The sequence below is a fragment of the Nonomuraea montanisoli genome, from assembly GCF_013363975.1.
Classification (GTDB): Bacteria; Actinomycetota; Actinomycetes; order Streptosporangiales; family Streptosporangiaceae; genus Nonomuraea; species Nonomuraea montanisoli.
In genome coordinates this window covers 97,834-117,463 of record NZ_JABWGN010000008.1, presented here as the reverse complement: position 1 = coordinate 117,463, position 19,630 = coordinate 97,834, and the positions used below count along the sequence as shown (strand labels likewise).

Below are 19,630 nucleotides of genomic sequence, written 5' to 3'. Positions count from 1 at the left end.
CCGGCTTCCCGTGGGAGGCTTCCCCTGATGCGGCCGGGTACGTCAGCCCACGCCGAAGGCCGCCAGCGTGGCCCAGGTGCCGGCGACGCCCACCAGGGCTCCCGCCCCCACCTGGGCCGCCGTGTGGTGCGCCAGCCGTACCCGGGCCCAGCACACCAGCGCCACGACGGCGCCCCCGGCGAGCACGGTGGGCACGGGCGGCAGGACGTGCGCCAGGACCACCACCGTGCCGGCCGACACGGCGGCGTGGAAGGAGATCTTCCAGCGCAGCGTCACGGGCACGGTCACGGCCAGCGCGACGAGCATGGCCGTGACGGTCGCCACCAGCAGTGTGGGCGCGCCGAGGGCCACGAGCAGCACGAGCGCGACCAGCACGGCCCCCACCGCCGACAGCAGCGGCCCGGTGCGGCGGGCCCGGTCGACGATGTGGTGGGAGTCCAGCCGCCCCGACCGCACCCCGAACGCGATCACCGCGGCGGGCACGCCGCCGCACAGCGCGGAGGCCAGCAGGCCCCACGCCGCGCCCGCCCAGCCCTGGGCCAGCAGTCCCACGAGGGGCGGCATGGCGATGACCAGCACCTGGGGTGCCAGCACGTCCGTCACCCTGCGCGCCACCTGGTCGGCCATCATGCCAGCAAACATTACGCGATCATGGGGGCCGATCCGCGCCCGCACCACGCGCGGACCGGCAGCGTGGCTGAGCGAAAGGCCGGGTCCTGGTGGGATATAAAGAACCGTGGCCGAGATCACCCTGAACGTCCGCCAGTTGCAGGCGTTCGCCGAGGTGGGCTACGAGGTCGCCGGAGGGGGCGGCGCGCACGGCGCGATGGCGGCCCTGCGCCGGGTGGTGCCGCTCGACGCGTACGAGTTCGTCGCGTTCGACCCCGCCACCGGCCGGCACCACAGCGTGGTCTCCGACGGCCATCATCGCATCGACCGCGACGCCGCCGAGGAGTACACCGGGCTCGACGCCTACCGGCGGGCGATGTCCACCCGCTCCCCCGTGAGCATGCCCGAGCCGGACACCGAGCGTTACTTCCGCCGCCACCTCGCCCCCTACGGGTGGACGGCCGGGCTGACCGCGCCCCTGTTCCTGGCCGAGGGACGGTACACGGGCCTGCTGCACCTGGCCTCGCGCGACGCCTTCCCGGAGCTGGCCGAGCCGCTGATCACGGCGGTCGCGCCGATGCTGGCGCACGTCACCGACCTGACCCGGTGCGTCATCGACCCGGTGGGGCTGCCGGCCGGGTTCAACGCGGTGACGTTCGACCGGCAGGGCACCCGCCGGGACGTGCCGGGGTTCACGGCCTCGGCGGCGCTGACCGGCGAGCCGGGGCTGGCGGCGCTGGCCCGGGCGTTCATCGACGCCAGGGAGCTGAGCCGGCACGGGCTGTGGCTCGGGCGCGACGGCCGCTGGCACGAGCTGCGGCTGCTGCGCGCCGGGGTGGGCTTCCAGGGGACGATCCAGGGCGCGGTGGTCGCCGAGCGGCCGTGTTCCCTGCCGTACGAGCTGACGGGGCGCGAGGTGGACGTGCTCACCCGCGTCGCGGCCGGCGACTCCAACCCGCAGATCGCCGCCGCGCTGGTGCTCAGCGTGCGCACGGTGACCACGCACCTGGAGCACATCTTCACCAAGCTGGGCTGTGACAGCCGCACCCGGCTCACCACCAAGGCCCTGGCCGAGGGCCTGTGCCGCCTCGACCTCTGACGGCGCCGGGACCCCCGTGACGGGCGTCATCCGGCGGGGGCGAGTTCGAACCAGACCGTCGTGGCTCCGCCGGCGCGGCTGAGGCCCCAGCGGTGGCTCAGCGCCTCCAGCAGCGGCAGGCCGCGCCCGTTCGTGGCGTGCCCGCCGTCCGGGTCGCGCCGGTCCCCCGTCGTACGGCAGGCGCAGGGCGGCTCGTCGGAGCCCGCGTCCGCCACCCAGACCCGCACCGCCGCCCCCGAGGCGCGCACCGCCACCGTGAACCAGCCGCCCGCCCCGGAACGCGAGTGCAGGACGGCGTTCGTGGCCAGCTCGGTGGTGAGCAGCGCGCAGTCGTCGTAGAGCGGGTGGTCGCGGCCCAGGACCGCCGCGACGAGCCGCCTGGCCCTCGGGACCTGCGACGGGACTCCCCGGAAGCGCAGCATCAGGTCTCGTGTGCCGCGTATGGGGGGCTCCGTCCCCTGGTCCGGGTCATGCGAGTGGGTCAGTGTCACGGCGGCCTCCCCCAGTACGGCGACGTCATAAGACGCGCAACCCCAAGGCCGGAGATATGGCCAAAAGGTAGGAACGCCCTTTCCCATGGTCACCCGCACGGCCCCTCCGCATGACCGAGTAGTCTGCGATCGACGCATCGACGAGGAGGAGTCCCCACGTGAGCAGCCTGGAGGCCGTCTGGGTGCAGCCGTACGCACAGCCTGGTGCGGCGGTCGTCACCGGCGTGTTCGACATCCTGCACGTGGGCCACGTGCGCTACCTGGGAGCGGTCGCCGCGCGCGGGCTCCCGCTGGTCGTGGGGGTGGAGGACGACCCGCGGGTCCGCGCCTGGAAGGGGCCGAGCCGGCCGCTCAACCCGGCCGCCGAGCGGGCCGAGGTGATGGCCGCGCTGCGGTTCGTGGCAGGCGTGTTCATCGTGACGGGCGCGCCGGAGGCGCACGGCCCGGAGGACTACATCGACCTGCTGGCCCCCATGCGGCCCGGCGCGCTCGCGCACACCGCGGGCGACCCGCACGCCGGCGGCCGGCGCGCCGCCGCCGCGCTGCTGGGCGCCGAGTGCTGGGAGCTGGAGGCCATCCCCGACCGCTCGACCACCCGCATCGTGAACGCGGCGGGCAAGGGCTGAGCCACGCCCCCACCAGGGAGGGTCCCGAATGTCCGGGAGCCCTCCCTTTTTCGCGGTGTCACGGACGCCGGTCCGTCAGCCGGCGCCGGCGGACCTCGCCACGTCCTCGGCCATCAGCGCCAGGACCTTGACGTGGCCGACGGTGAAGCGCCGGTCGGCTTCGGGCTGCCGGGGCGACAGCCCGGCCTCGGCCGCCGCCGCCACGTGCTCGCGCAGCGCCCGCAGGATCTGCGCGCGCCCCGCGTCCGGCAGGCGTCTCAGGTCGACGGCCCCGAGCCCGGCCTCCAGGACGGTCGCGAGCTCCTCCCTGGTGGCCGTGTCCTCGACGGCCTCCAGCAGGAACTCGACGACCCAGGCGAACACCCCGGAGGACGCGGTCCAGGCGTACTCGTCGGAGACGATGATGTCGGCGGCCATCAGCCCCCCACGATGAAGACGTTCGGCCCCAGCGGCTCGATGAACGCCTTGACCTCGGCGATCTGGGCGGCCGTGAACTGGGAGACGTCGACCGGCACGAATCTCGCCTTCGTCAGATGGGAGCGGATCTGGTCCTGCAGCGCCGGCCACTGCTTCTCGAAGTACTGCGCGGCGAAGTTGCCGACCGCGTCGTAGGAGCGGCCGTACTGGTCGAACCAGTCCTCGCTCGTGCCCGTCGAGCGGCGCAGCTGCACGCCGCGGTTCGACTCGATGCGAAGGGCGGTCTCCATCTCGGCCCTCCTGAATCCGCCGGTCGCCTGGTCCAGCCCCAGCGTCCGGCGGCGGAGCACCTCCATCAGCTCGGCCCGGACGCTGCTGAGCGAAACCTTAGCGCCTTCCAGCGCCTCCAGCTCGGCCACCGCCTGGCCTTCGAGGCCGAGCACGGTGCCGCGTTCGAGGCCCGTCTCGGCCTCCAGCGCCGCCACCGCCTCCTCGGCGCCGACGCCCGTGCGCACGGCGTTCCGGAACCCGACCACGCTGTTGGCGATCTTGGTGATGACCGCCGCGCCCAGGATCTCGCCGGCGACCCAGGCGCAGCCCGACGCCTTGCCGTCGGCGCAGTCGATGAAGTCGCCGAGCACGGCGTGCACCAGGGCGTTGAACGACTCCTGGATCACCTTGCGGACGTCCATGTGCAACGTCCGGTGCTCGATGAGGTCGACGTTCTTGACGACCAGGTTGGTGCGGACGCAGTCCGCCGTCGTCTCGCTGGTCATCGTGCAGATGGCGACGTTGTAGTAGACCTTGCCGTGGATGTGCAGCGGGATGTCCATGTCGCAGGTCCCGTCGCCGCCCCAGCCGGTGGAGCACGACCCGCTCCAGGAGTCGACGGTCAGGTCCGTCGACGTCTCCGTCAGCGCGAAGCCGCCCTCCCAGGTGGCGATGCGATGGGTCTCCCGGGTCTTCTCGCGGGCCTGCGCCTCGGTCCGCTCCGCGGCGGCCTGCGCCTCCTCGGCGCTCTTGCGCGCGTTGGCGGCGGCGGTCTCGGCGGCGGTCGCGTCCGCTTCGGCCTTGGAGGCCACGTCGCGGGCGGCGGCGGCGGCGTTCTCGGCCGCGGTGGCGGCCGCGCGGGCCGAGGCGGCGTCCCGCTCCGCCTCGTCGGCGGAGTCGCGGGCCTCGTCGGCGTATCCCTCCGCCGTGGTGGCGGCGGCGTCGGCCGCCGCGGCGTCGGCGGTGGCCTGGCGGTCGTACTCGACGGTGTCGGCCTCGGCCTTCACCGCGGCCTTGGCGGCCGCCGCCGCCTCGGCCGCCGCGGCCTGCGCCATGGCCAGGGAGACCACGGCCCTGGCCGCGGAGTCGGCCGCCTGCGCCGCGGCGACGGCCGCGGCCTTGGCGTCGGCGTCGGCCTTCTCGGCGAGGGCGGCGGCCTCGGCCGCGGCCTTCTTCGCCTGGGCGGCCTTGGCCTGGGCGACGGCGGCCTGCTGGGCCGCGAGCGACTTGGACGCCTGGGCGGTCAGCACGGCCAGGCCCGCCGACGCGTCGGTCTCCTTGAACGGGGAGCCGAGCTCGATGGCGTCGTTGGCCGGCTTGATGACCTGGATGGCGGAGTCGCGGGCGGCCATGGCCGCCTGGGCGGTGGCGTAGGCGAACCCGGCGGTCCTCACCGCGCCGGCGTGCGCGGCGTCGGCCTCCTTGCGCGCGGCGACGGCGTCCGCCTTGGCCTGGATGGCCTTGGCCACCGCGGTCTTGGCGTACTCCCTGGCCTCGACGACGTTCATGGCCGCGGCCCAGGAGGCGGCGATGGCGTCGGCCGCCGCGGCGTGGGCCTTCTTGACCTGGGCGTTGGTGATCGCCACGTCGCGCTGGGCCCCGTCGGAGGCGGCGCGGGCGCGGGAGGCGGAGGCTTCGGCCTTGGTGGCCGCCTCGCGGGCGGCCACCGCGGCCGCGGTGGCCTGGTCGGCGGCGGCCCGGGCGTTGGTCGCCGCCGTCGTCGCCCGGTCGGCCTCGCCGCGCGCCTGGGTGGCCGCGGTCCTGGCCTCCCCGGCGGCCTCGGTGCCTTCGGCCGCCGCCGCGTACGCCTCGCTGGCGCCGGCCTTGGCCTGCAGGACGTCCCGGGTGTTCTCGGCCTCCACCGCGGTTCTCCGGGCAGCGGCCGCCCTGCGCTCGGCGTCCTCCGCCGCCTCCCGCCTGTCGGCGGCCGTGGAGCCGGCGCCCTGGGCGGCGCGCAGCGCGTCGGCCGCCGTCTGCCGCTCGCTCTGGGCGCGCTGCTCGGCCGTGGCGGCGTTCTGGCGCTCCCGGGCGGCGATGTCCTTCTGCCTGCGGGCGTTGTCGCGCTCGGTCTCGGCGATCTCGCGCTTGGCCTTGGCGTCGGCGGCGGCGGCCTTCGCCGTCTGCTCGGCGGCCTCGGCCCTGGCCTGGGCGTCCTTGGCCTTGCGCGCGTTCTCCGCGGCGAGGGCGGCCTGGGCGGCGGCCCCGTCGGCGGCGGCCTTGGCCTGGGCAGCGGCCTCCTGCGCGGCGATGCGCCGGAACTCGGCCTGCGAGGCGTGCGCCTGCGTCTCGGCCAGCGCCATCAGCGTCTTGCTGTCGGCGGCCGAGGCGGTGGTCGCGTTCGAGGCGGTCTCCGTCGCCTTGGCGACCGCCTGCGCGGCCGCCGCCGAGGCGCGCGCCACCTGCACGGCCTGCCGGCCGTAGAGCAGGCCGCGGCCCCGGGGCAGCCCCGCCGCGTCGGCCACGGCGTACGCGGCCTGCTGCGCGGCCACGGCGGCGGCGGCGTGCCGTTGCGCGGACTGGGCCGCCCGGCCGGCGACGTAGACACGGCCCAGCGCCATCGCCTGCGCCTTGACGATGTCGTTCTTGACCCGGGTGAACTGCGCCTGGTCCGGGTAGTCCAGTCCCCCCGGCGTCTGCTTCAGCCAGTACGCCTGCCAGTCGATCAGCCGCACCGCGATGATTGACTGGCCGAGCGCCTCGCCGAGAGCCTGGGCGGCGATCTGCAGGTCGGCGGAGGTCTGGGCCTCCTCGGCCAGGATGGTGTCGCGCTGGGCGCGCTGGCCGTCGACCTCCTGCCGCCACTCGGCCGAGGCCGCGGCGAACTCGGCGGTCAGCACCCCGCGCGGGTCCGGCGGGTTGTCCGTGGTGCAGGAGGCGTAGCGGGCCTTGAGGTTCTCGACGTCGACCCGGAACTCCATGCTGCCCGGGTCCGGCGCCTCGGCCGGGAAGCCGCCGCGGGCCAGGAAGGCCCGCGCGTCGTCGGCGTACATGGGGTGGCCGGAGGTCATGTTCTCCCAGGCGCGGAAGCCCTCCTGGTCGTCGCCGTTCTCGGGGTAACGCTCGGCGGCGATCGCGTCGACCGCGTCCACGGACTCCTTGGCGGCCCGGGGGGTCAGGTCCTCGTAGAGGTCGTCCTCGTTCTCCCAGAACCGGCTGGCGACCCAGCCGACCAGCCCCACCTTGGTGAACGGGTTGGTCTTCTGGTCGATCCACTGGAACCCGGCCTCGGTGTAGCCCTTGGGCGGGTTGACCTTGAGCGACTCCTCCCACACGGTGTGGCGGTCGTTGAGCTCGTCCAGCTTGGCCGAGGCCCGGTCCTGGTCCTTGTCGTAGGCGGTGTGCAGGGGCGTCGCCGGGTCGCTCCAGTAGTCGCGGGCCGCCTCGCGCAGGAGCGTGGCGTCGTCGCCGGCGAGCCCCGCCCGGGCGACGGACTTCAGGTCCTGGCCGCCCCTGCGCTGCATGACCGTGAGCAGGCACTGGGCGGCGCGGACGTCGGCGGCGTGGCCGAGGTCGCCGTCGGCGAATCGCAGGTCGTACGCGGCGGCCGCCGCGCTGTGGACCGGCAGGGGCAGGAGCTGCGCGCCGGAGAACAGGAGGGTCGCCGAGGTGAGCGCCGCGGCGCCCGCGCGCAGCCGTCCTGAGAGGGAGCGCCGGGTGCGGCGCGGGGAAGATGCTTCGGTGAGCATGGTCAGCTTTCAGCCGTGGGTAGGGGGGACAGAGCGTTCGGGGGCGCTCAGAAGAAGGCGTTGAAGGCGTTCCAGCCGGCGTTGCCGATCTTCTCCCTGGCCGCGAACGGGGCCGAGGCGACGCCGGTGCCCTTGAACAGCCACAGCGCGCCGGCCGGGTCGCGGGCGATCAGGTCGGCCCTGCCGTCACCGTCGTTGTCGCCGGTGGAGACCAGGGCGGTGTAGGTCTCCCAGCCGGTGCCCGCGCTGACGCGGGCGCCCAGGACCTGGCCGGCGGTGACGGCGCCCGTGCCGGGATAGATGTACAGGGCTCCGGCCGTGGTCCTGGCCAGCAGGTCGTTCTTGCCGTCGCCGGTGTAGTCGCCGTAGCCGGCCAGGGCGTTCATGCCGTTCCAGCCGGCCGTGCCGGCCTGGACACGGGCCGCCAGGCCGCCGTCGGCGCGTCCCGGGTAGAGCCACAGGGCGCCCGCCGTGTCCCGCGCGATGATGTCGGCGGCGGCGCTGCTGCCCATGTCGCCCGGGGTCATGATCAGGTTGTGGACGTCCATGGCGGAGGCGACGGGCATGGTCGAGGCGCCGCGCTCGGCGGTGTACCAGAGCTCGCCGCCCAGCCGCAGGAACAGGTCGTTGCGCGCGCCGCCCTCCGAGGTGGTGGCGCGCAGGAGCGCGGTCGCCGCCGCGAAGCCGCCCCCGAGGTCCACGGCCGCTTCGAGGCCGCCGCCGGCCTTGGGTTCGTAGGCGAGCAGGTGCCCGTCGGAGCTCCGGCGGACGAACAGCGGCAGCATGGGCGCGCGGCCGGCCGCCAGGACGCCCTGCCGGGCGTCCGCTGAGGCGGCGGCAGGGGCCGGGGCCGAGCCGCACACGGCCAGCAGGGCGGCCGCCGACAGGGCGAGGGTCCGGGTGAACGCCCGCCTCAGTGCATGGGTGAACGAAGTCGTCATTCGACGCGACCTCACAAGACTGGAGTCGTGCACGACGTGGTGCACGGATCTGGGGGACACGATGCGCACGGGCTCGTCGACACGACGGCCCGTCACGTGCCGGCCACCGCAAAGGCCCCATGATGCGGCGGCTCGGCTCACCCCTAGGAGGTCACGCCCGCTAGGTGATCGACTTTACGGCATCGCCCGGCGGCCTCCGCCGCCGCCCCGCCCGGTGCGCCCCGGCCCGGCGCCCATCACGCGTTTCCGGGATTTCCGGTTGGCCGCGACAGCCGTTTTCGGGCGGTAATGCGCGATGATTTATGACCCTTTTTCACGCAGCCCATGATCTTTCTTGTCAAGGAAAGGTAACGGCCTCTTCCCTCGCTCGGTAAAGGGAACGTACATTCCCCGCAACGCCGTTTCGGGGAGGACCTTGTGACCGAGCTGAGCGATCGCGCGCCGGAGCTGGCGGCGGCCCACGAGCAGGAACGCCCCGCCCGGGTGCTCACCGGCCGCCTCTGGCTCGGCGTGCGGATCGTCGGCGGCCTGCTGTCCGTCTACTCGCTGATCGTCGTGTTCCGGCCGGTGGAGGCGCTGGAGCAGCGGATGACGTTCCTGGCGGTGGCGCTGCCGCTGGTGTTCCTGTGCTACCGGTCGGGATGGTCGTCGCTGGTCCGGCGGGCGAGGGGACGCTTCCGGCCGGAGGACGACTCCGGCCCGGCCGCCGGGGACCCCGATCCCGCCACCTCCCCGGCCTCGGGCGTCGCCGGGGTGCCCGCGCTCGCCGGCGAGCCCGGCGAGCCCGGAGCGGAGGCCGGCGGACGCGGTGAGCGGCCCGGCGTGGCCGACTGGCTGCTCGCCGCGGCGTCCCTCGCCGTGCTGGTCTACCCGCTGCTGGACATCGACGCCTTCCGCGACCGGGGCTCCGGGTCGGCGCTGACGTCGCTCGACCTGGCGGCGGGCGTGGTGCTGACCGTGCTGCTCCTGGAGGCCGTGCGGCGCACGGTCGGCTGGGCGCTCACCATCATCTGCATAATTTTCTTGATTTATGCCTTTTTCGGGGCGTATTTGCCTATCACCTGGCCGATCGGGCACCGCGGATTCGACATCTCGCAGATCGTGTCGCAGCTCTACACCGGCACCGAGGGATTCTTCGGCGTCCCCCTCCAGGTGGCCGCGAGCTACATCATCCTTTTCACCATCTACGGCGCGGTCCTCGACTTCTCCGGCGCCAGCAAGTTCTTCATCGACCTCAGCTTCGCCGCCTTCCGCCGCTCCCGCTCGGCCCCGGGCCGGACGGTCACCCTGGCCGGCTTCCTGCTCGGCACCGTGTCCGGCTCCGGCGTGGCGACCACGGTCAGCCTGGGCAGCGTCGCCTGGCCGGTGCTCCGGCGCGCCGGCTACCCGAGGGAGCCGGCCGGCGGCATCCTCGCGGCGGGCGGCATCGGCGCCATCCTGTCGCCGCCGACGCTGGGCGCGGCGGCGTTCATCATCGCCGAGCTGCTCCAGGTCAGCTACCTGGAGGTGCTGCTCTACGCCACGATCCCGACCCTGCTGTACTACCTGGGCATCTTCCTGGCCATCGAGATCGACTCGCGCCGCTTCGGCACGCGCGCCGTCGAGGTGGACGCGCCGGGCGCCGGCCGGCTGCTGCTGCGCTTCGGCTACCACTTCAGCTCGCTGATCCTCATCATCGTGCTGATGGCGCTGGACCGCTCGGCCTTCCAGTCCGTCGTCATCGCCACCGCGATCGCCTTCGCGCTGTCGTTCCTCGACCCGGCGCACCGCATGGGGCCGCGCCGGGTCGGCGAGGCGCTGGCCAAGGGCACGCTGGAGGTGCTGCCGGTGACCGCGGTGTGCGCGGCGGCGGGCATCATCGTCGGCGTCATCACCCAGACCGGCCTGGGCCTGAACCTCAGCTCGATCATCGTGGACGTCGCCGCGGGCAACCTCCTCCTGACGACCCTGCTCGCGGGCGTGGCCGTCATGCTCCTGGGCCTGGCCGTGCCGGTGACCGCCAGCTTCATCATCGCCGCGGTCATCATCCGGCCGGCGCTCACGCAGCTCGGCGTCTCGCCGGCCGAGGCGTACATGTTCGTCTTCTACTACGCGGTGCTGTCGGAGGTGAGCCCGCCGACGGCGCTGTCGGCCGTCGCCGCGGCGGCCATCACGGGCGGCAACACGTACAAGACCATGATGATGACCTGGCGCTACACGCTGCCCGCGTTCCTGGTGCCGTTCGCGTTCGTGCTCACCCCCAACGGCCAGGCGCTGCTCGGGCAGGGCCCGATCGGCACCGTGCTGCTCATGGCGGCGGTCTCGGCCGTGGCCGTGGCGGCGCTGGCCATGGCGACCGGCGGGCTGCCCGGCATACCCGAGCGGCTGCTCGCGGCGGTCGCGGCCGTGCTGCTGCTCTTCCTCGAACCCGTCCCCATCGCCGCCGGCCTCGCCGTGCTGGCCGTCTCGGCGGCCGTCCACCTCATCAGGCAAAGGAGACACCGAACGTGAAGCGGATCATCGCGGTGCTCGCCTCCGCCGTCCTGGCCGCCGCGGCGGCCGGCTGCGGCGGCGGGGCGGGCGGCGGGCGGGGCAACCGGCTGTCGATCGCCACCGGGGGCACGACCGGCGTCTACTACGTGTACGGCGGCGGCCTGGCCAAGCAGCTCAGCTCCGGCATCGCCGACACCCAGGCGACGGCCTCGGTCACCTCCGCCTCGGTCGAGAACATCAAGCTGCTCGCCACCGGCAAGGCCGACATCGGCTTCGCCCAGTCCGACACGGCCGCCGACGCGGTCAACGGCACGGGCACCTTCACCGGGAAGCAACCGATCAAGGCCATCGCCCGCATCTACGACAACTACGCGCACGTCGTCGTCGCCCCCGGCGTCAAGGCGGAGAAGGTGGCCGATCTCAAGGGCAGGCGCGTCTCCCTCGGGCCGCCCAACTCCGGCACCCAGGTCGTGGCCCGGCGCATGCTGGAGGCCGTCGGCCTCGCCCCCGACACCGACGTCAGCAAGCAGCAGCTGTCGATCAACGAGTCGGTGCAGGCCGTCAAGGACGGCACCATCGACGCGTTCTTCTGGGTCGGCGGGCTGCCCACGGCGGGCATCGTGGACCTCGCCACGAGCCGCCCGGAGATGCGCATGCTCGACACCTCCGACGCGCTGGCCGCCATGCGGGACAAGTACGGCCAGGAGTACGTCGGCCTCGACGTCGACCTGTCGATCTACAAGCTGAAGGGCTCGATCAAGACGGTCGGCGTGGCCAACGTGCTGCTCGTGCCCGACTCGATGAACGAGCAGCTCGCCTACGACGTCACCCGCGTGCTGTACGAGCGCAAGGCGCAGCTCGCGGCCGTCCACCCGGAGGCGAACAAGCTCGATCCCCGGCTCGGGCAGCAGACCGCCCCCGTGCAGCTCCACCCGGGCGCGGCCCGCTACTACAAGGAGAAGGGCTGACCCGCGTCCGGCTGACCCGCGGCCGGCTGCCCCTGGCCGGGGCGCTCGCGTGCGTGCTCGCGCTCGCCCCGGCCGCCGGGGCCGGGCGGCCCGCCGTGGCCGGGCTCGTGCTGCCGCCGTCCGGGGTCTTCGCCCTCGCGTACGTCCATTCGGTCTACCGGGCGCCGTCGGCGGAGGTGTTCACGGCGCGCGGCGGCCGGTTCACCATGTGGGCCGTCGTCTCCACCAACGGCGGCGTCATCGACTACTACGCCCTCGACGGGACGCGCTCGCGCACCCCGGACGGCGGCTGGGCGCTGCGCCTGGCCGTCCCCGTGACGTACGACGAGCTGCCGCTCATCGCCACCCCGATCGGACGCCGGACGCTCGTCGCGGGCGGGCGCTGCCTGCCGCTCCACCCGGCCTCGGGCGCCCGCGAGATCACCCTGACGGTACGGCCCGCCCTGGACGACCGGGGCGGCCCGTGCCCGCGGCCCTTCCGCGAGGTCTACAGCCAGTCCCTCTTCTTGAACGCGGCGTACAGCCCCACGGAGATCCCGGCGATCAGCACGGCCGACAGCCAGAACCCCCAGCCGCTCCCGTAGCCCGGATAGGGGACGTTCATCCCGTAGAAGCCGGTGATGAGCGTGGGCACGGCGATGATGGCGGCCCAGCCGGTGAGCCGCTTCATGATCTCGTTGAGGCGCATGCCCTGCTGGGCCAGCCGGGTCTCGCGCAGGTTCGCGAGCTGGTCGCGGGTGGACTCCAGCCACTCGTCGACGCGGATCACGTGGTCGTAGACGTCCTCGTAGTAGGGGGCCATCGCGGTGCCGGCGACCAGGCCCTGGTTGCGGCGCAGCAGGGTGCCGAGCACCTCCCGCATGGGCATGGCGATCTTGCGGAAGCGGGTGAGGTCGCGGCGCAGCTCGTAGATGGCGCGCTGGAGGGCGCGGCCGTCGATCGGCCGGTCCTCGTCGAAGAGCTGCTCCTCCAGGTTCTCGATGCGCCCGTCGATGTCCTCGACGTAGTCGAGGTGGCCGTCCACCACGTAGTCGAGCAGCCCGTGCAGCAGGAAGGAGACGCCGTTGGCGCCGAGGGTGCCGTCGGTGGCGTCCCAGCGTCGCGTCACCTGGCCGATGTCGAAGCGCTCGTCCTCGCGGATCGTGACCAGGGCGTTGGCCGTGACGAAGACGTCCACCTCGACCGGGGCGAGCCGCCCGTCGTCGACGTGGATGCCGTAGACGGTGATGAACAGGTGCCCGTCGTAGCTGTCCACCTTGGGGCGCTGGTGCCCGGAGACGACGTCCTCGACGGCCAGCTCGTGCAGGCCGAGCTCCTCCCTGAGCACGCCGAGGTCGTCCTGCGTGGGGTGGCACAGGTCGAACCAGACCGTGTTGTCCGGGTCGCGGACGTACTCGGAGACCTCCTCGACGGGGAAGCCTTCCTTTTCGAGGACACCGTTGCGGTACAGGCGTGTGTGCACCTAAAGAAGTTTCCCAAAGCGGGTGGCGTTGCGCACCGCCGCGCCTCCCGGATCGTTGTTGAAGTAGACGTAGGCGTCCTGCCAGCCCGCGTCCCGGACCCGCCCCGCCCAGGTGCGCAGCGACGTGTCGCCGTACGAGGGCCTGGGCGTGGCGCGTCCCTCGTGCAGCCGCACGTACCCCCACGAGGCGGTGCGCCAGAACGGCGCCACCGGCCGGCCGAGGCGGTCGGCCCAGCACAGGGCGGCCCCCCGCGCCTCCAGCACGGCGCGGACCTCGTCGGTCCACCACGACGGGTGGCGGCACTCGACGGCGACCCGCACGCCGCCGGGGAAGGCGGCCAGGCAGCGGTCGAGGCGCTCGGGGTCGGCCCTGAACGTCGGCGGGAGCTGGACGAGCACCGGGCCGAGCTTCTCCTTGAGGCGGCAGGCGGCGTTCATGAGCCGCTGCACCGGCTCCTCCGGGTCGGCGAGCCGCTTGATGTGGGTGAGATACCTGCTCGCCTTGACCGCCATGACGAACCCGTCCGGGGTGCGCTCGCGCCAGCCGGCGAACGACTCGGGTGAGGGCAGGCGGTAGAAGGCGTTGTTGCTCTCGACGGTGTCGAAGGTCTCGGCGTACGTCTCCAGCCAGAGCCGCTGCGGCACGCCCTCGGGGTACAGGACGCCGCGCCAGTCCTTGTACTGCCACCCCGAGGTGCCCACCCAGGTCGTCATGGGGTCCGCCTACCCGTGACGGCGGCGAGTACCCGGCCGCGGGTGCGTTACTGTCACTGATCGCGACAGTGGGGAGGGGTGCGATGGGCGCCGGTCACGGCCACGGGCACATGCACGGGCACGGGCACGCAGACGGGCAGGGGCACGCGCACGCGCACGCGCACGCGCACGGGCAGGGGCGCCGGCGCAGGGAGGCCGGAGCCTCGCGGCGGGCGGTGGTGGCGACGCTGGCCGTGCTGGTGCCGCTGGCGGTGGCGACGGTCGTCCTGCTCGTGTGGCTGTGGCCGTCGGGGCGGGCCGCCGCGCCGGCCGGGGCGGGCCTCGACCAGCTCGACGGCACGGTCGTGGCCGTCCACCCCGGGCCGTGCGGGGAGTCCCCCGAGGGAGCGGCGCCGCCGGACCCGGCGACCTGCGGGCACGCGACCGTGCGCGTGGAGGAGGGACCGGACGTGGGCCGGGACGTGCGGCTGGCCCTGCCCAGGGGGCCGGGGACGCGGCGCTTCACCGCGGGCGACGACGTGGTCCTCATCCGCGTCGGCGGCGGGGACGAGGAGGGGGACGGGTCCGCCGCGGACCAGGCGGCCGGGGGCGAGACGGCCGGAGAGGCCGGAGAGGAGGCGGCCGGGGACGAGGCGGCCGGGGACGAGGCGGAGTACCAGCTCTCGGATCATGACAGGACGGGTGCCCTGTGGCTGTCGGCCGTGGCGTTCGCGCTGGCGGTGATCGCGTTCGGGCGCTGGCGCGGGCTCACGGCCCTGGCCGGGCTCGCGATCACGTTCGTGCTGCTGCTGGCGTTCGTGATCCCGGGCATCCTGGAGGGCGAGCCGCCCATGCTGGTGGCCATCGTGGGCGCGGCGGCGATCATGCTGACCGTGCTGTTCCTGACCCACGGGTTCACGCTGACCACGTCCATGGCCGTCCTCGGCACGCTGGCCAGCCTCACGGTGACGGGCCTGCTCGCGTACGGGGCGATCACGTTCGCCGAGCTGAGCGGGGTCACCGACGACAGCTCGTTCATGCTGGGCTTCAGCACCAGGATCGACACGCAGGGGCTGCTGCTGGCGAGCGTCATCATCGGCGCGCTCGGCGTCCTGGACGACGTGACGGTCACCCAGGCGGTCACGGTCACCGAACTGGCCGCCGCCAACCCGGCGTACGGCTGGCGGCGACTCTACCGGGCCGGCAGCCGGGTCGGGCGCGCGCACATCGCCTCGGTCATCAACACGATCATCCTGGCCTACGCGGGCGCGTCGCTCCCGCTCCTGCTGCTGTTCAGCGTGGGCGCGCAACCGCTGGAGGAGGTGCTGACGACGCCGGTCATCGCCCAGGAGATCATCCGCAGCGTCGTGGGCACGCTGGGGCTCATCTCGGCCGTGCCGATCACCACGGCCCTGGCCGCGCTGGTCGCCACCCGCCGCGACGACCCCGGCGATCAGCCGGCGGCGGTGCTGCCCTCGACGCCCAGCTTGCGCCGCGCACGCTCGTAGAACGTGCTGCCGACCCGCACCACGTTGGCCGCGCCCGGCACCGCGACGATCGACACCTGGTCGCCCGGGCACAGGTGGGCGTGCACCGCGCCGTCCACCTCGACGGCCACCCGGCCGCTGGACGGCAGCACCTCCAGCGTGACCTCCTCGTCGGCGGGCAGCACCAGGGCGCGGTTGAACACCGAGTGGGCCGCCGCCGGCACCACCAGCACCGCCTCGACGCGCGGCGAGACGATCGGCCCGCCCGCGGAGAAGCTGTAGGCGGTGGAACCGGTGGAGGTGGCCACGATCACCGCGTCGGCGGCGTAGCGGACGAACGGGTCGCCGGCCGGGGTGACGCTGATGGCGGCCAGTCCCTCGCCGGGGATGCGGGCCAGCGCGATGTCGTTGAACGCGGTGACCTCCTCCTCCCCCAGCTTGGCGCGTACGGCCATGCGCGGCTCGACGGCGTAGGCGTGGGAGTCGATGGCCGACAGCGTGGCGGGCAGGTCGCGCACGTCGATCTCGGCGAGGAAGCCGAGCCGCCCCAGGTTGACGCCGAGCACCGGCGTGCGGCGCCCGGCGATGAGCCGCATGGTGCGCAGCATCGTGCCGTCGCCGCCCAGGCTGACGAGCAGGTCGGAGCGCTCGACGAGGGCGTCGGCGTCCACGGCCACCGCGCTGCAGTCGATCCGGCCCACCTCCTCGGGCAGGCCGAGCACCGTGACGCGGCGCCCGTCGGCCCAGCGGAGGATGTCCTTGATGGCCTCCTCCGAGTCGCGTCGCGGGTGCAGCACCAGCCCGACCGTTCCGACCATTCCCATGGCCACCACCCTAGCCGCGCCGGTTTCCCGCGCACCGGGCGCCCGGTTATCGGCGCGCGGAACGCGGGGCGGGGATGCTAGGGTGGGAGATCCTTTCGTGATCGGGTGGCCGGAGACCGCGGCCCCCGCGGGCAGCAGGAGACCGGACATGGCAGGTGACGACGACATCTCCGGGTGATACCGGAGACCGGCCGGCCCCGGCAGGCGCATCTGACGCCGCCGACGTGGCCCTAGTCGTCGTTCCCTGATCCCTTTTCCCTTGCCGGGCGGCTGTCGCGCGCCCGGGATCACGTACGAGGTCTCCCGCATGTCCGACGCTTTCATCGTCTGCTCCCGGCTGTCCTTCTCCTGGCCGGACGACACTCCCCTGTTCACCGACCTGTCCTTCAGCGTGGGCGGCGGCCGTACGGGCCTGGTCGCCCCCAACGGCGCCGGCAAGAGCACGCTGCTCAAGCTGATCGCCGGCGAGTACCGGCCCCGCGGCGGCAGCGTGTCCGTCGGCGGCGTGCTCGGCTACCTGCCGCAGAGCCTGCCGCTGGCCGGCGACCTGACCGTGGCCGAGGTCCTCGGCATCGCCCCGCTGATCGCCGCGCTCGACGCCATCGAGTCGGGCGACACCCGCGAGGAGCACTTCACCACGATCGGCAACGACTGGGACATCGAGGAGCGCACCCGTGCCCAGCTCGACCGGCTCGGGCTCGGCGACATCGCGTTCGACCGCGCCCTGCGCACGCTGAGCGGCGGCCAGATCATCTCGCTCGGCCTGGCCGCGCAGCTCCTCCGGCGGCCCGACGTCCTGCTGCTCGACGAGCCGACCAACAACCTGGATCTCGCCGCGCGCCGCCGCCTGTACGACGTGCTCGGCGACTGGAACGGCTGCCTGCTCGTGGTCAGCCATGACCGGGCGCTGCTCGACCGCGTGGACCGCGTCGCCGAGCTGCACCGGGGCGAGGTCCGCTTCTACGGCGGCGACTACGGCGCGTACGAGGAGGCCGTGCGCACCGAGCAGGAGGCCGCCGAGCGGACCGTGCGCAGCGCCGAGCAGGAGCTCAAGCGCGAGAAGCGCGAGATGCAGCAGGCCCGGGAGCGGGCCGAGCGCCGCGCGGGCAACGCCGCGCGCAACCTCAAGTCGGCCGGGCTCCCGCGGATCTTCGCCGGCACCATGAAGCGCGGCGCGCAGGAGTCGGCCGGGCGGTCGGGCCAGGTGCACGCCGCCCGCGTCGGCGACGCCAAGGCCCGGCTCGACGAGGCGGGGCGGGCGCTGCGCGACGACCAGAGGATCGCGCTGGAGCTGCCCGGGACCAACGTGCCGGCCGGGCGCACGGTCTTCCTCGGCGAGCGCCTGCTGGCCCGCGGCCTGTTCGCCGAGCCGGGCGTCGACCTGACGGTGCGCGGACCCGAGCGCATCGCGCTGACCGGCCCCAACGGCGCCGGCAAGTCCACCCTGCTGCGCCTGATCAGCGGCGACCTGGAGCCCGACGGCGGCAGGACCGCGCGGGCCGACGGCCGGGTCGCCTACCTGTCGCAGCGGCTCGACCTGCTCGACGCCGAGCGCACGGTGGCGGAGAACCTGGCCGCCTTCGCCCCCGCCATGCCGGACGCGGAGCGGATGAACCTGCTGGCCCGCTTCCTGTTCCGCGGCGCGCGGGCGCACCTGCCGGTGGGCGTGCTGTCGGGCGGCGAGCTGCTGCGCGCCACGCTGGCCTGCGTGCTCTTCGCCGAGCCGGCGCCGCAGCTCCTGCTGCTCGACGAGCCCACCAACAACCTCGACCTGGTCAGCGTCGGGCAACTGGAGGGCGCGCTCACCGCGTACGAGGGGGCGTTCGTGGTGGTCAGCCACGACGAGCGGTTCCTCGCGGAGATCGGGGTGGATCGGTGGCTGGAGCTGTCCGGCGGCCGGCTCCTGGAGACCGGGGCGCCCGCGGCCGAGTGACGCGCATCCCGTTTCGCCGGACGCGGAAACCGCAATCCTCGGCGTGGCGGCGCTGACGCGCCCGCCTGACGGGGGAGGAATGCACGCGTGAAGCAGGAACGCCTTCCCCCGTCGCAGCCGTCCGAGCCACGCACCCCCGCGCCCCCTTCACCCGTCCCCGGCGGCTCACCCGTTCCCGGCGGCGGCACGCCTTCCCCGGACGACCCGCCCTCTCCCGAGGGCGGGGACGCCGACGCGCCGCGCGGACTGCGCCACTCCCTGCGGGCCTTCCGCCACCGCGACTTCGCCGTCTTCTGGGCCGGCGCCCTGGTCTCCAGCACCGGGAGCTGGCTGAGCAACCTGGCCGTGCCGTACGTGCTGTACCAGATCACCGGCAGCGCCTTCTGGGTCGGGCTGGTCAGCCTGGCGCAGTTCCTGCCCAGCGTGTTCCTGTCGCCGGTGGGCGGGACCCTGGCCGACCGGCGCTCCCGCAAGCGCATCCTGCTGGTCACCCAGTCGGGGATGGCGGTCTCCGCGCTGCTGCTGTGGCTGGTGTGGACGTCCGGGCAGCGCGACCCGGCGGTCATGCTCGTGCTGGTGAGCCTCGGCGGCGTCTTCGCGGGGTTCAACATGCCGACCTGGCAGTCGTTCGTCAGCGACCTGGTGCCGCGCGGCGACCTGCACTCGGCGGTGACGCTGAACAGCCTCCAGTTCAACACCGCCCGCTCGCTCGGCCCGGCGATCGCGGGCCTGCTGCTGGCCGTGCTGGGGCCCTCGTGGACGTTCCTGCTGAACGCGGTGTCGTTCCTGTTCGTGCTCGCGGCGCTGGCGGCGATCCACCCGCGCGCCGGGCGGCCCCAGCAGGTGGCGCCCGCGGGGATGACCCGCCGCTTCCTCGCCGCGCCCCGCTACATCCGGCGCCAGCCGGGGCTCGTCATGGCGCTGGTGGTCTCGGTGCTGGTGGGGGTGCTCGGCCATCCGATCTTCCAGTTCACGGTGGTGTTCGCGGGCAGCGTCTTCGAGGCCGGGCCGGTCGGGCTGGGGCTGCTCAACGCGGCGCTCGGGCTGGGCGCGGTCGTGGCGGCGCCGCTCGTCTCGGGCTGGCACCACAAGCTGCGCCTCGGCCGGGTGGTGCGCTGGGGGCTGGTGCTGTACGGGCTGTCCATGATCGCCTTCGGCGCGGCGCCGGGGTACGCGTGGGGGGTGGCGGCGCTGATCGTCGTGGGTGGATCGTTCCTGGCGGTCATCTCATCGGTGAACACCTCGATCCAGGTCATCGTCGCCGACGGGATGCGGGGGCGGGTCATGGCGTGCCGGATCATGACGTACACGGCGTCGCTCCCGGTGGGCGGGCTCCTGCAGGGCGTCGTCGCCGACTGGGCGGGGCCGCGCTGGGCGGTGTGCGGAGCGGGGGCGCTGATGGCGGTGGCGGCGGTGACGCTGATGCGCCTGCGGGGACGGGCCCGGCTGGACCGGCTCGACGACCCGCACGACGACAGCCATCTGGTGAGCGCCGCCCCCTGACCCGACCCCCGTTTCACGACATTTCACCGTCTGTGCGACTCCGGACGTTCCATGACCGGCCCGAAGGGATCCTTTTCGCCTACCCACACCCGGGAAAAGGTCCGCCTTTCCAGGATGAGGCTCATGACACTCGGGAAAGGCCCGCGACG

The 19,630-nt window shown here is 73.8% G+C and carries 16 protein-coding genes; 8 read left to right on the top strand and 8 right to left on the bottom strand.

Annotation, left to right across the window (positions count from 1 at the left end; genetic code table 11):
- Window positions 1-42: 42 nt before the first annotated feature.
- Complete coding sequence (locus HTZ77_RS21430; RefSeq protein WP_235994952.1) at window positions 43-642, bottom strand: hypothetical protein; 600 nt, start codon at window positions 640-642, stop codon at window positions 43-45.
- A 94-nt stretch (window positions 643-736) separates the two neighbouring features.
- Between HTZ77_RS21430 and HTZ77_RS21425 the strand changes: the two genes are divergently transcribed.
- Window positions 737-1,708 carry a helix-turn-helix transcriptional regulator gene (locus HTZ77_RS21425; RefSeq protein WP_175591431.1) on the top strand — a complete coding sequence of 324 codons (972 nt, stop codon included), beginning with the start codon at window positions 737-739 and terminating at the stop codon, window positions 1,706-1,708.
- A 26-nt stretch (window positions 1,709-1,734) separates the two neighbouring features.
- On the opposite strand, the gene HTZ77_RS21420 is transcribed toward HTZ77_RS21425, so the two are convergent.
- A complete protein-coding gene (locus tag HTZ77_RS21420) occupies window positions 1,735-2,130 on the bottom strand; it encodes an ATP-binding protein (RefSeq protein WP_175591430.1) in 396 nt (131 codons plus the stop codon).
- Between the two features lie 227 nt (window positions 2,131-2,357).
- Between HTZ77_RS21420 and HTZ77_RS21415 the strand changes: the two genes are divergently transcribed.
- Complete coding sequence (locus tag HTZ77_RS21415; RefSeq protein WP_175591429.1) at window positions 2,358-2,825, top strand: adenylyltransferase/cytidyltransferase family protein; 468 nt, start codon at window positions 2,358-2,360, stop codon at window positions 2,823-2,825.
- 75 nt (window positions 2,826-2,900) lie between these two features.
- Here HTZ77_RS21415 and HTZ77_RS21410 read toward each other — a convergent pair whose 3' ends face one another.
- Genes HTZ77_RS21410 through HTZ77_RS21400 form a run of 3 tightly spaced genes read right to left on the bottom strand, consistent with a single transcriptional unit; the run spans window position 2,901 to window position 8,139 of the window.
- The gene (locus HTZ77_RS21410) at window positions 2,901-3,242 is read right to left on the bottom strand and encodes a hypothetical protein (protein ID WP_175591428.1); all 342 of its coding nucleotides are present in this window, start codon (window positions 3,240-3,242) and stop codon (window positions 2,901-2,903) included.
- Window positions 3,242-7,198, bottom strand: a complete 3,957-nt coding sequence (locus tag HTZ77_RS21405; protein WP_175591427.1) for a hypothetical protein — start codon at window positions 7,196-7,198, stop codon at window positions 3,242-3,244. The genes HTZ77_RS21410 and HTZ77_RS21405 overlap by 1 nt, the downstream gene beginning before the upstream one ends.
- A gap of 47 nt (window positions 7,199-7,245) precedes the next feature.
- A complete protein-coding gene (locus tag HTZ77_RS21400) occupies window positions 7,246-8,139 on the bottom strand; it encodes an FG-GAP-like repeat-containing protein (protein ID WP_175591426.1) in 894 nt (297 codons plus the stop codon).
- A gap of 417 nt (window positions 8,140-8,556) precedes the next feature.
- Here HTZ77_RS21400 and HTZ77_RS21395 point away from each other — a divergent pair, with 417 nt between their 5' ends.
- The 3 genes from HTZ77_RS21395 to HTZ77_RS21385 are packed head-to-tail and all read left to right on the top strand — an operon-like array spanning window position 8,557 to window position 12,163.
- Window positions 8,557-10,629 (top strand): TRAP transporter permease, encoded by a 2,073-nt coding sequence (locus HTZ77_RS21395; RefSeq protein ID WP_175591425.1) that lies wholly within the window; start codon window positions 8,557-8,559, stop codon window positions 10,627-10,629.
- Window positions 10,626-11,579 (top strand): TAXI family TRAP transporter solute-binding subunit, encoded by a 954-nt coding sequence (locus HTZ77_RS21390; protein ID WP_175591424.1) that lies wholly within the window; start codon window positions 10,626-10,628, stop codon window positions 11,577-11,579. The genes HTZ77_RS21395 and HTZ77_RS21390 overlap by 4 nt, the downstream gene beginning before the upstream one ends.
- A gap of 53 nt (window positions 11,580-11,632) precedes the next feature.
- Window positions 11,633-12,163, top strand: coding sequence for a DUF1850 domain-containing protein (locus HTZ77_RS21385; protein WP_175591423.1), 531 nt, complete (start codon window positions 11,633-11,635; stop codon window positions 12,161-12,163).
- On the opposite strand, the gene HTZ77_RS21380 is transcribed toward HTZ77_RS21385, so the two are convergent.
- Window positions 12,067-13,041, bottom strand: coding sequence for a magnesium transporter CorA family protein (locus tag HTZ77_RS21380; RefSeq protein WP_328808681.1), 975 nt, complete (start codon window positions 13,039-13,041; stop codon window positions 12,067-12,069). The two genes, HTZ77_RS21385 and HTZ77_RS21380, sit on opposite strands and share 97 nt — an antisense overlap.
- Window positions 13,042-13,755: a DUF72 domain-containing protein gene (locus tag HTZ77_RS21375; RefSeq protein ID WP_175591422.1), complete on the bottom strand. Its 714-nt coding sequence runs from the start codon at window positions 13,753-13,755 to the stop codon at window positions 13,042-13,044.
- 83 nt (window positions 13,756-13,838) lie between these two features.
- Between HTZ77_RS21375 and HTZ77_RS21370 the strand changes: the two genes are divergently transcribed.
- Complete coding sequence (locus tag HTZ77_RS21370; RefSeq protein ID WP_235994951.1) at window positions 13,839-15,242, top strand: YibE/F family protein; 1,404 nt, start codon at window positions 13,839-13,841, stop codon at window positions 15,240-15,242.
- Here the strand turns inward: HTZ77_RS21370 and HTZ77_RS21365 are convergent.
- Window positions 15,188-16,045: an NAD(+)/NADH kinase gene (locus tag HTZ77_RS21365; protein WP_175591421.1), complete on the bottom strand. Its 858-nt coding sequence runs from the start codon at window positions 16,043-16,045 to the stop codon at window positions 15,188-15,190. The two genes, HTZ77_RS21370 and HTZ77_RS21365, sit on opposite strands and share 55 nt — an antisense overlap.
- Before the next feature lie 307 nt (window positions 16,046-16,352).
- Between HTZ77_RS21365 and HTZ77_RS21360 the strand changes: the two genes are divergently transcribed.
- Together HTZ77_RS21360 and HTZ77_RS21355 are read left to right on the top strand one after the other, a co-directional pair.
- Entirely contained in the window at window positions 16,353-17,978 is a 1,626-nt protein-coding gene (locus tag HTZ77_RS21360) for an ABC-F family ATP-binding cassette domain-containing protein (RefSeq protein WP_175591420.1), read from the top strand.
- Window positions 17,979-18,065: 87 nt separating this feature from the next.
- Window positions 18,066-19,481, top strand: coding sequence for an MFS transporter (locus tag HTZ77_RS21355; RefSeq protein WP_175591419.1), 1,416 nt, complete (start codon window positions 18,066-18,068; stop codon window positions 19,479-19,481).
- The last annotated feature ends 149 nt before the right edge of the window (window positions 19,482-19,630 follow it).

Bases quoted from the DNA above. Each gene is read 5' to 3' on its own strand.
- HTZ77_RS21410 (WP_175591428.1), bottom strand. From the start codon at position 3,242: ATGGCCGCCGACATCATCGTCTCCGACGAGTACGCCTGGACCGCGTCC.
- HTZ77_RS21365 (WP_175591421.1), bottom strand. From the start codon at position 16,045: ATGGGAATGGTCGGAACGGTCGGGCTGGTGCTGCACCCGCGACGCGAC.
- HTZ77_RS21405 (WP_175591427.1), bottom strand. From the start codon at position 7,198: ATGCTCACCGAAGCATCTTCCCCGCGCCGCACCCGGCGCTCCCTCTCA.
- HTZ77_RS21375 (WP_175591422.1), bottom strand. From the start codon at position 13,755: ATGACGACCTGGGTGGGCACCTCGGGGTGGCAGTACAAGGACTGGCGC.
- HTZ77_RS21370 (WP_235994951.1), top strand. From the start codon at position 13,839: ATGGGCGCCGGTCACGGCCACGGGCACATGCACGGGCACGGGCACGCA.
- HTZ77_RS21400 (WP_175591426.1), bottom strand. From the start codon at position 8,139: ATGACGACTTCGTTCACCCATGCACTGAGGCGGGCGTTCACCCGGACC.
- HTZ77_RS21360 (WP_175591420.1), top strand. From the start codon at position 16,353: ATGTCCGACGCTTTCATCGTCTGCTCCCGGCTGTCCTTCTCCTGGCCG.
- HTZ77_RS21430 (WP_235994952.1), bottom strand. From the start codon at position 642: ATGTTTGCTGGCATGATGGCCGACCAGGTGGCGCGCAGGGTGACGGAC.
- HTZ77_RS21420 (WP_175591430.1), bottom strand. From the start codon at position 2,130: ATGCTGCGCTTCCGGGGAGTCCCGTCGCAGGTCCCGAGGGCCAGGCGG.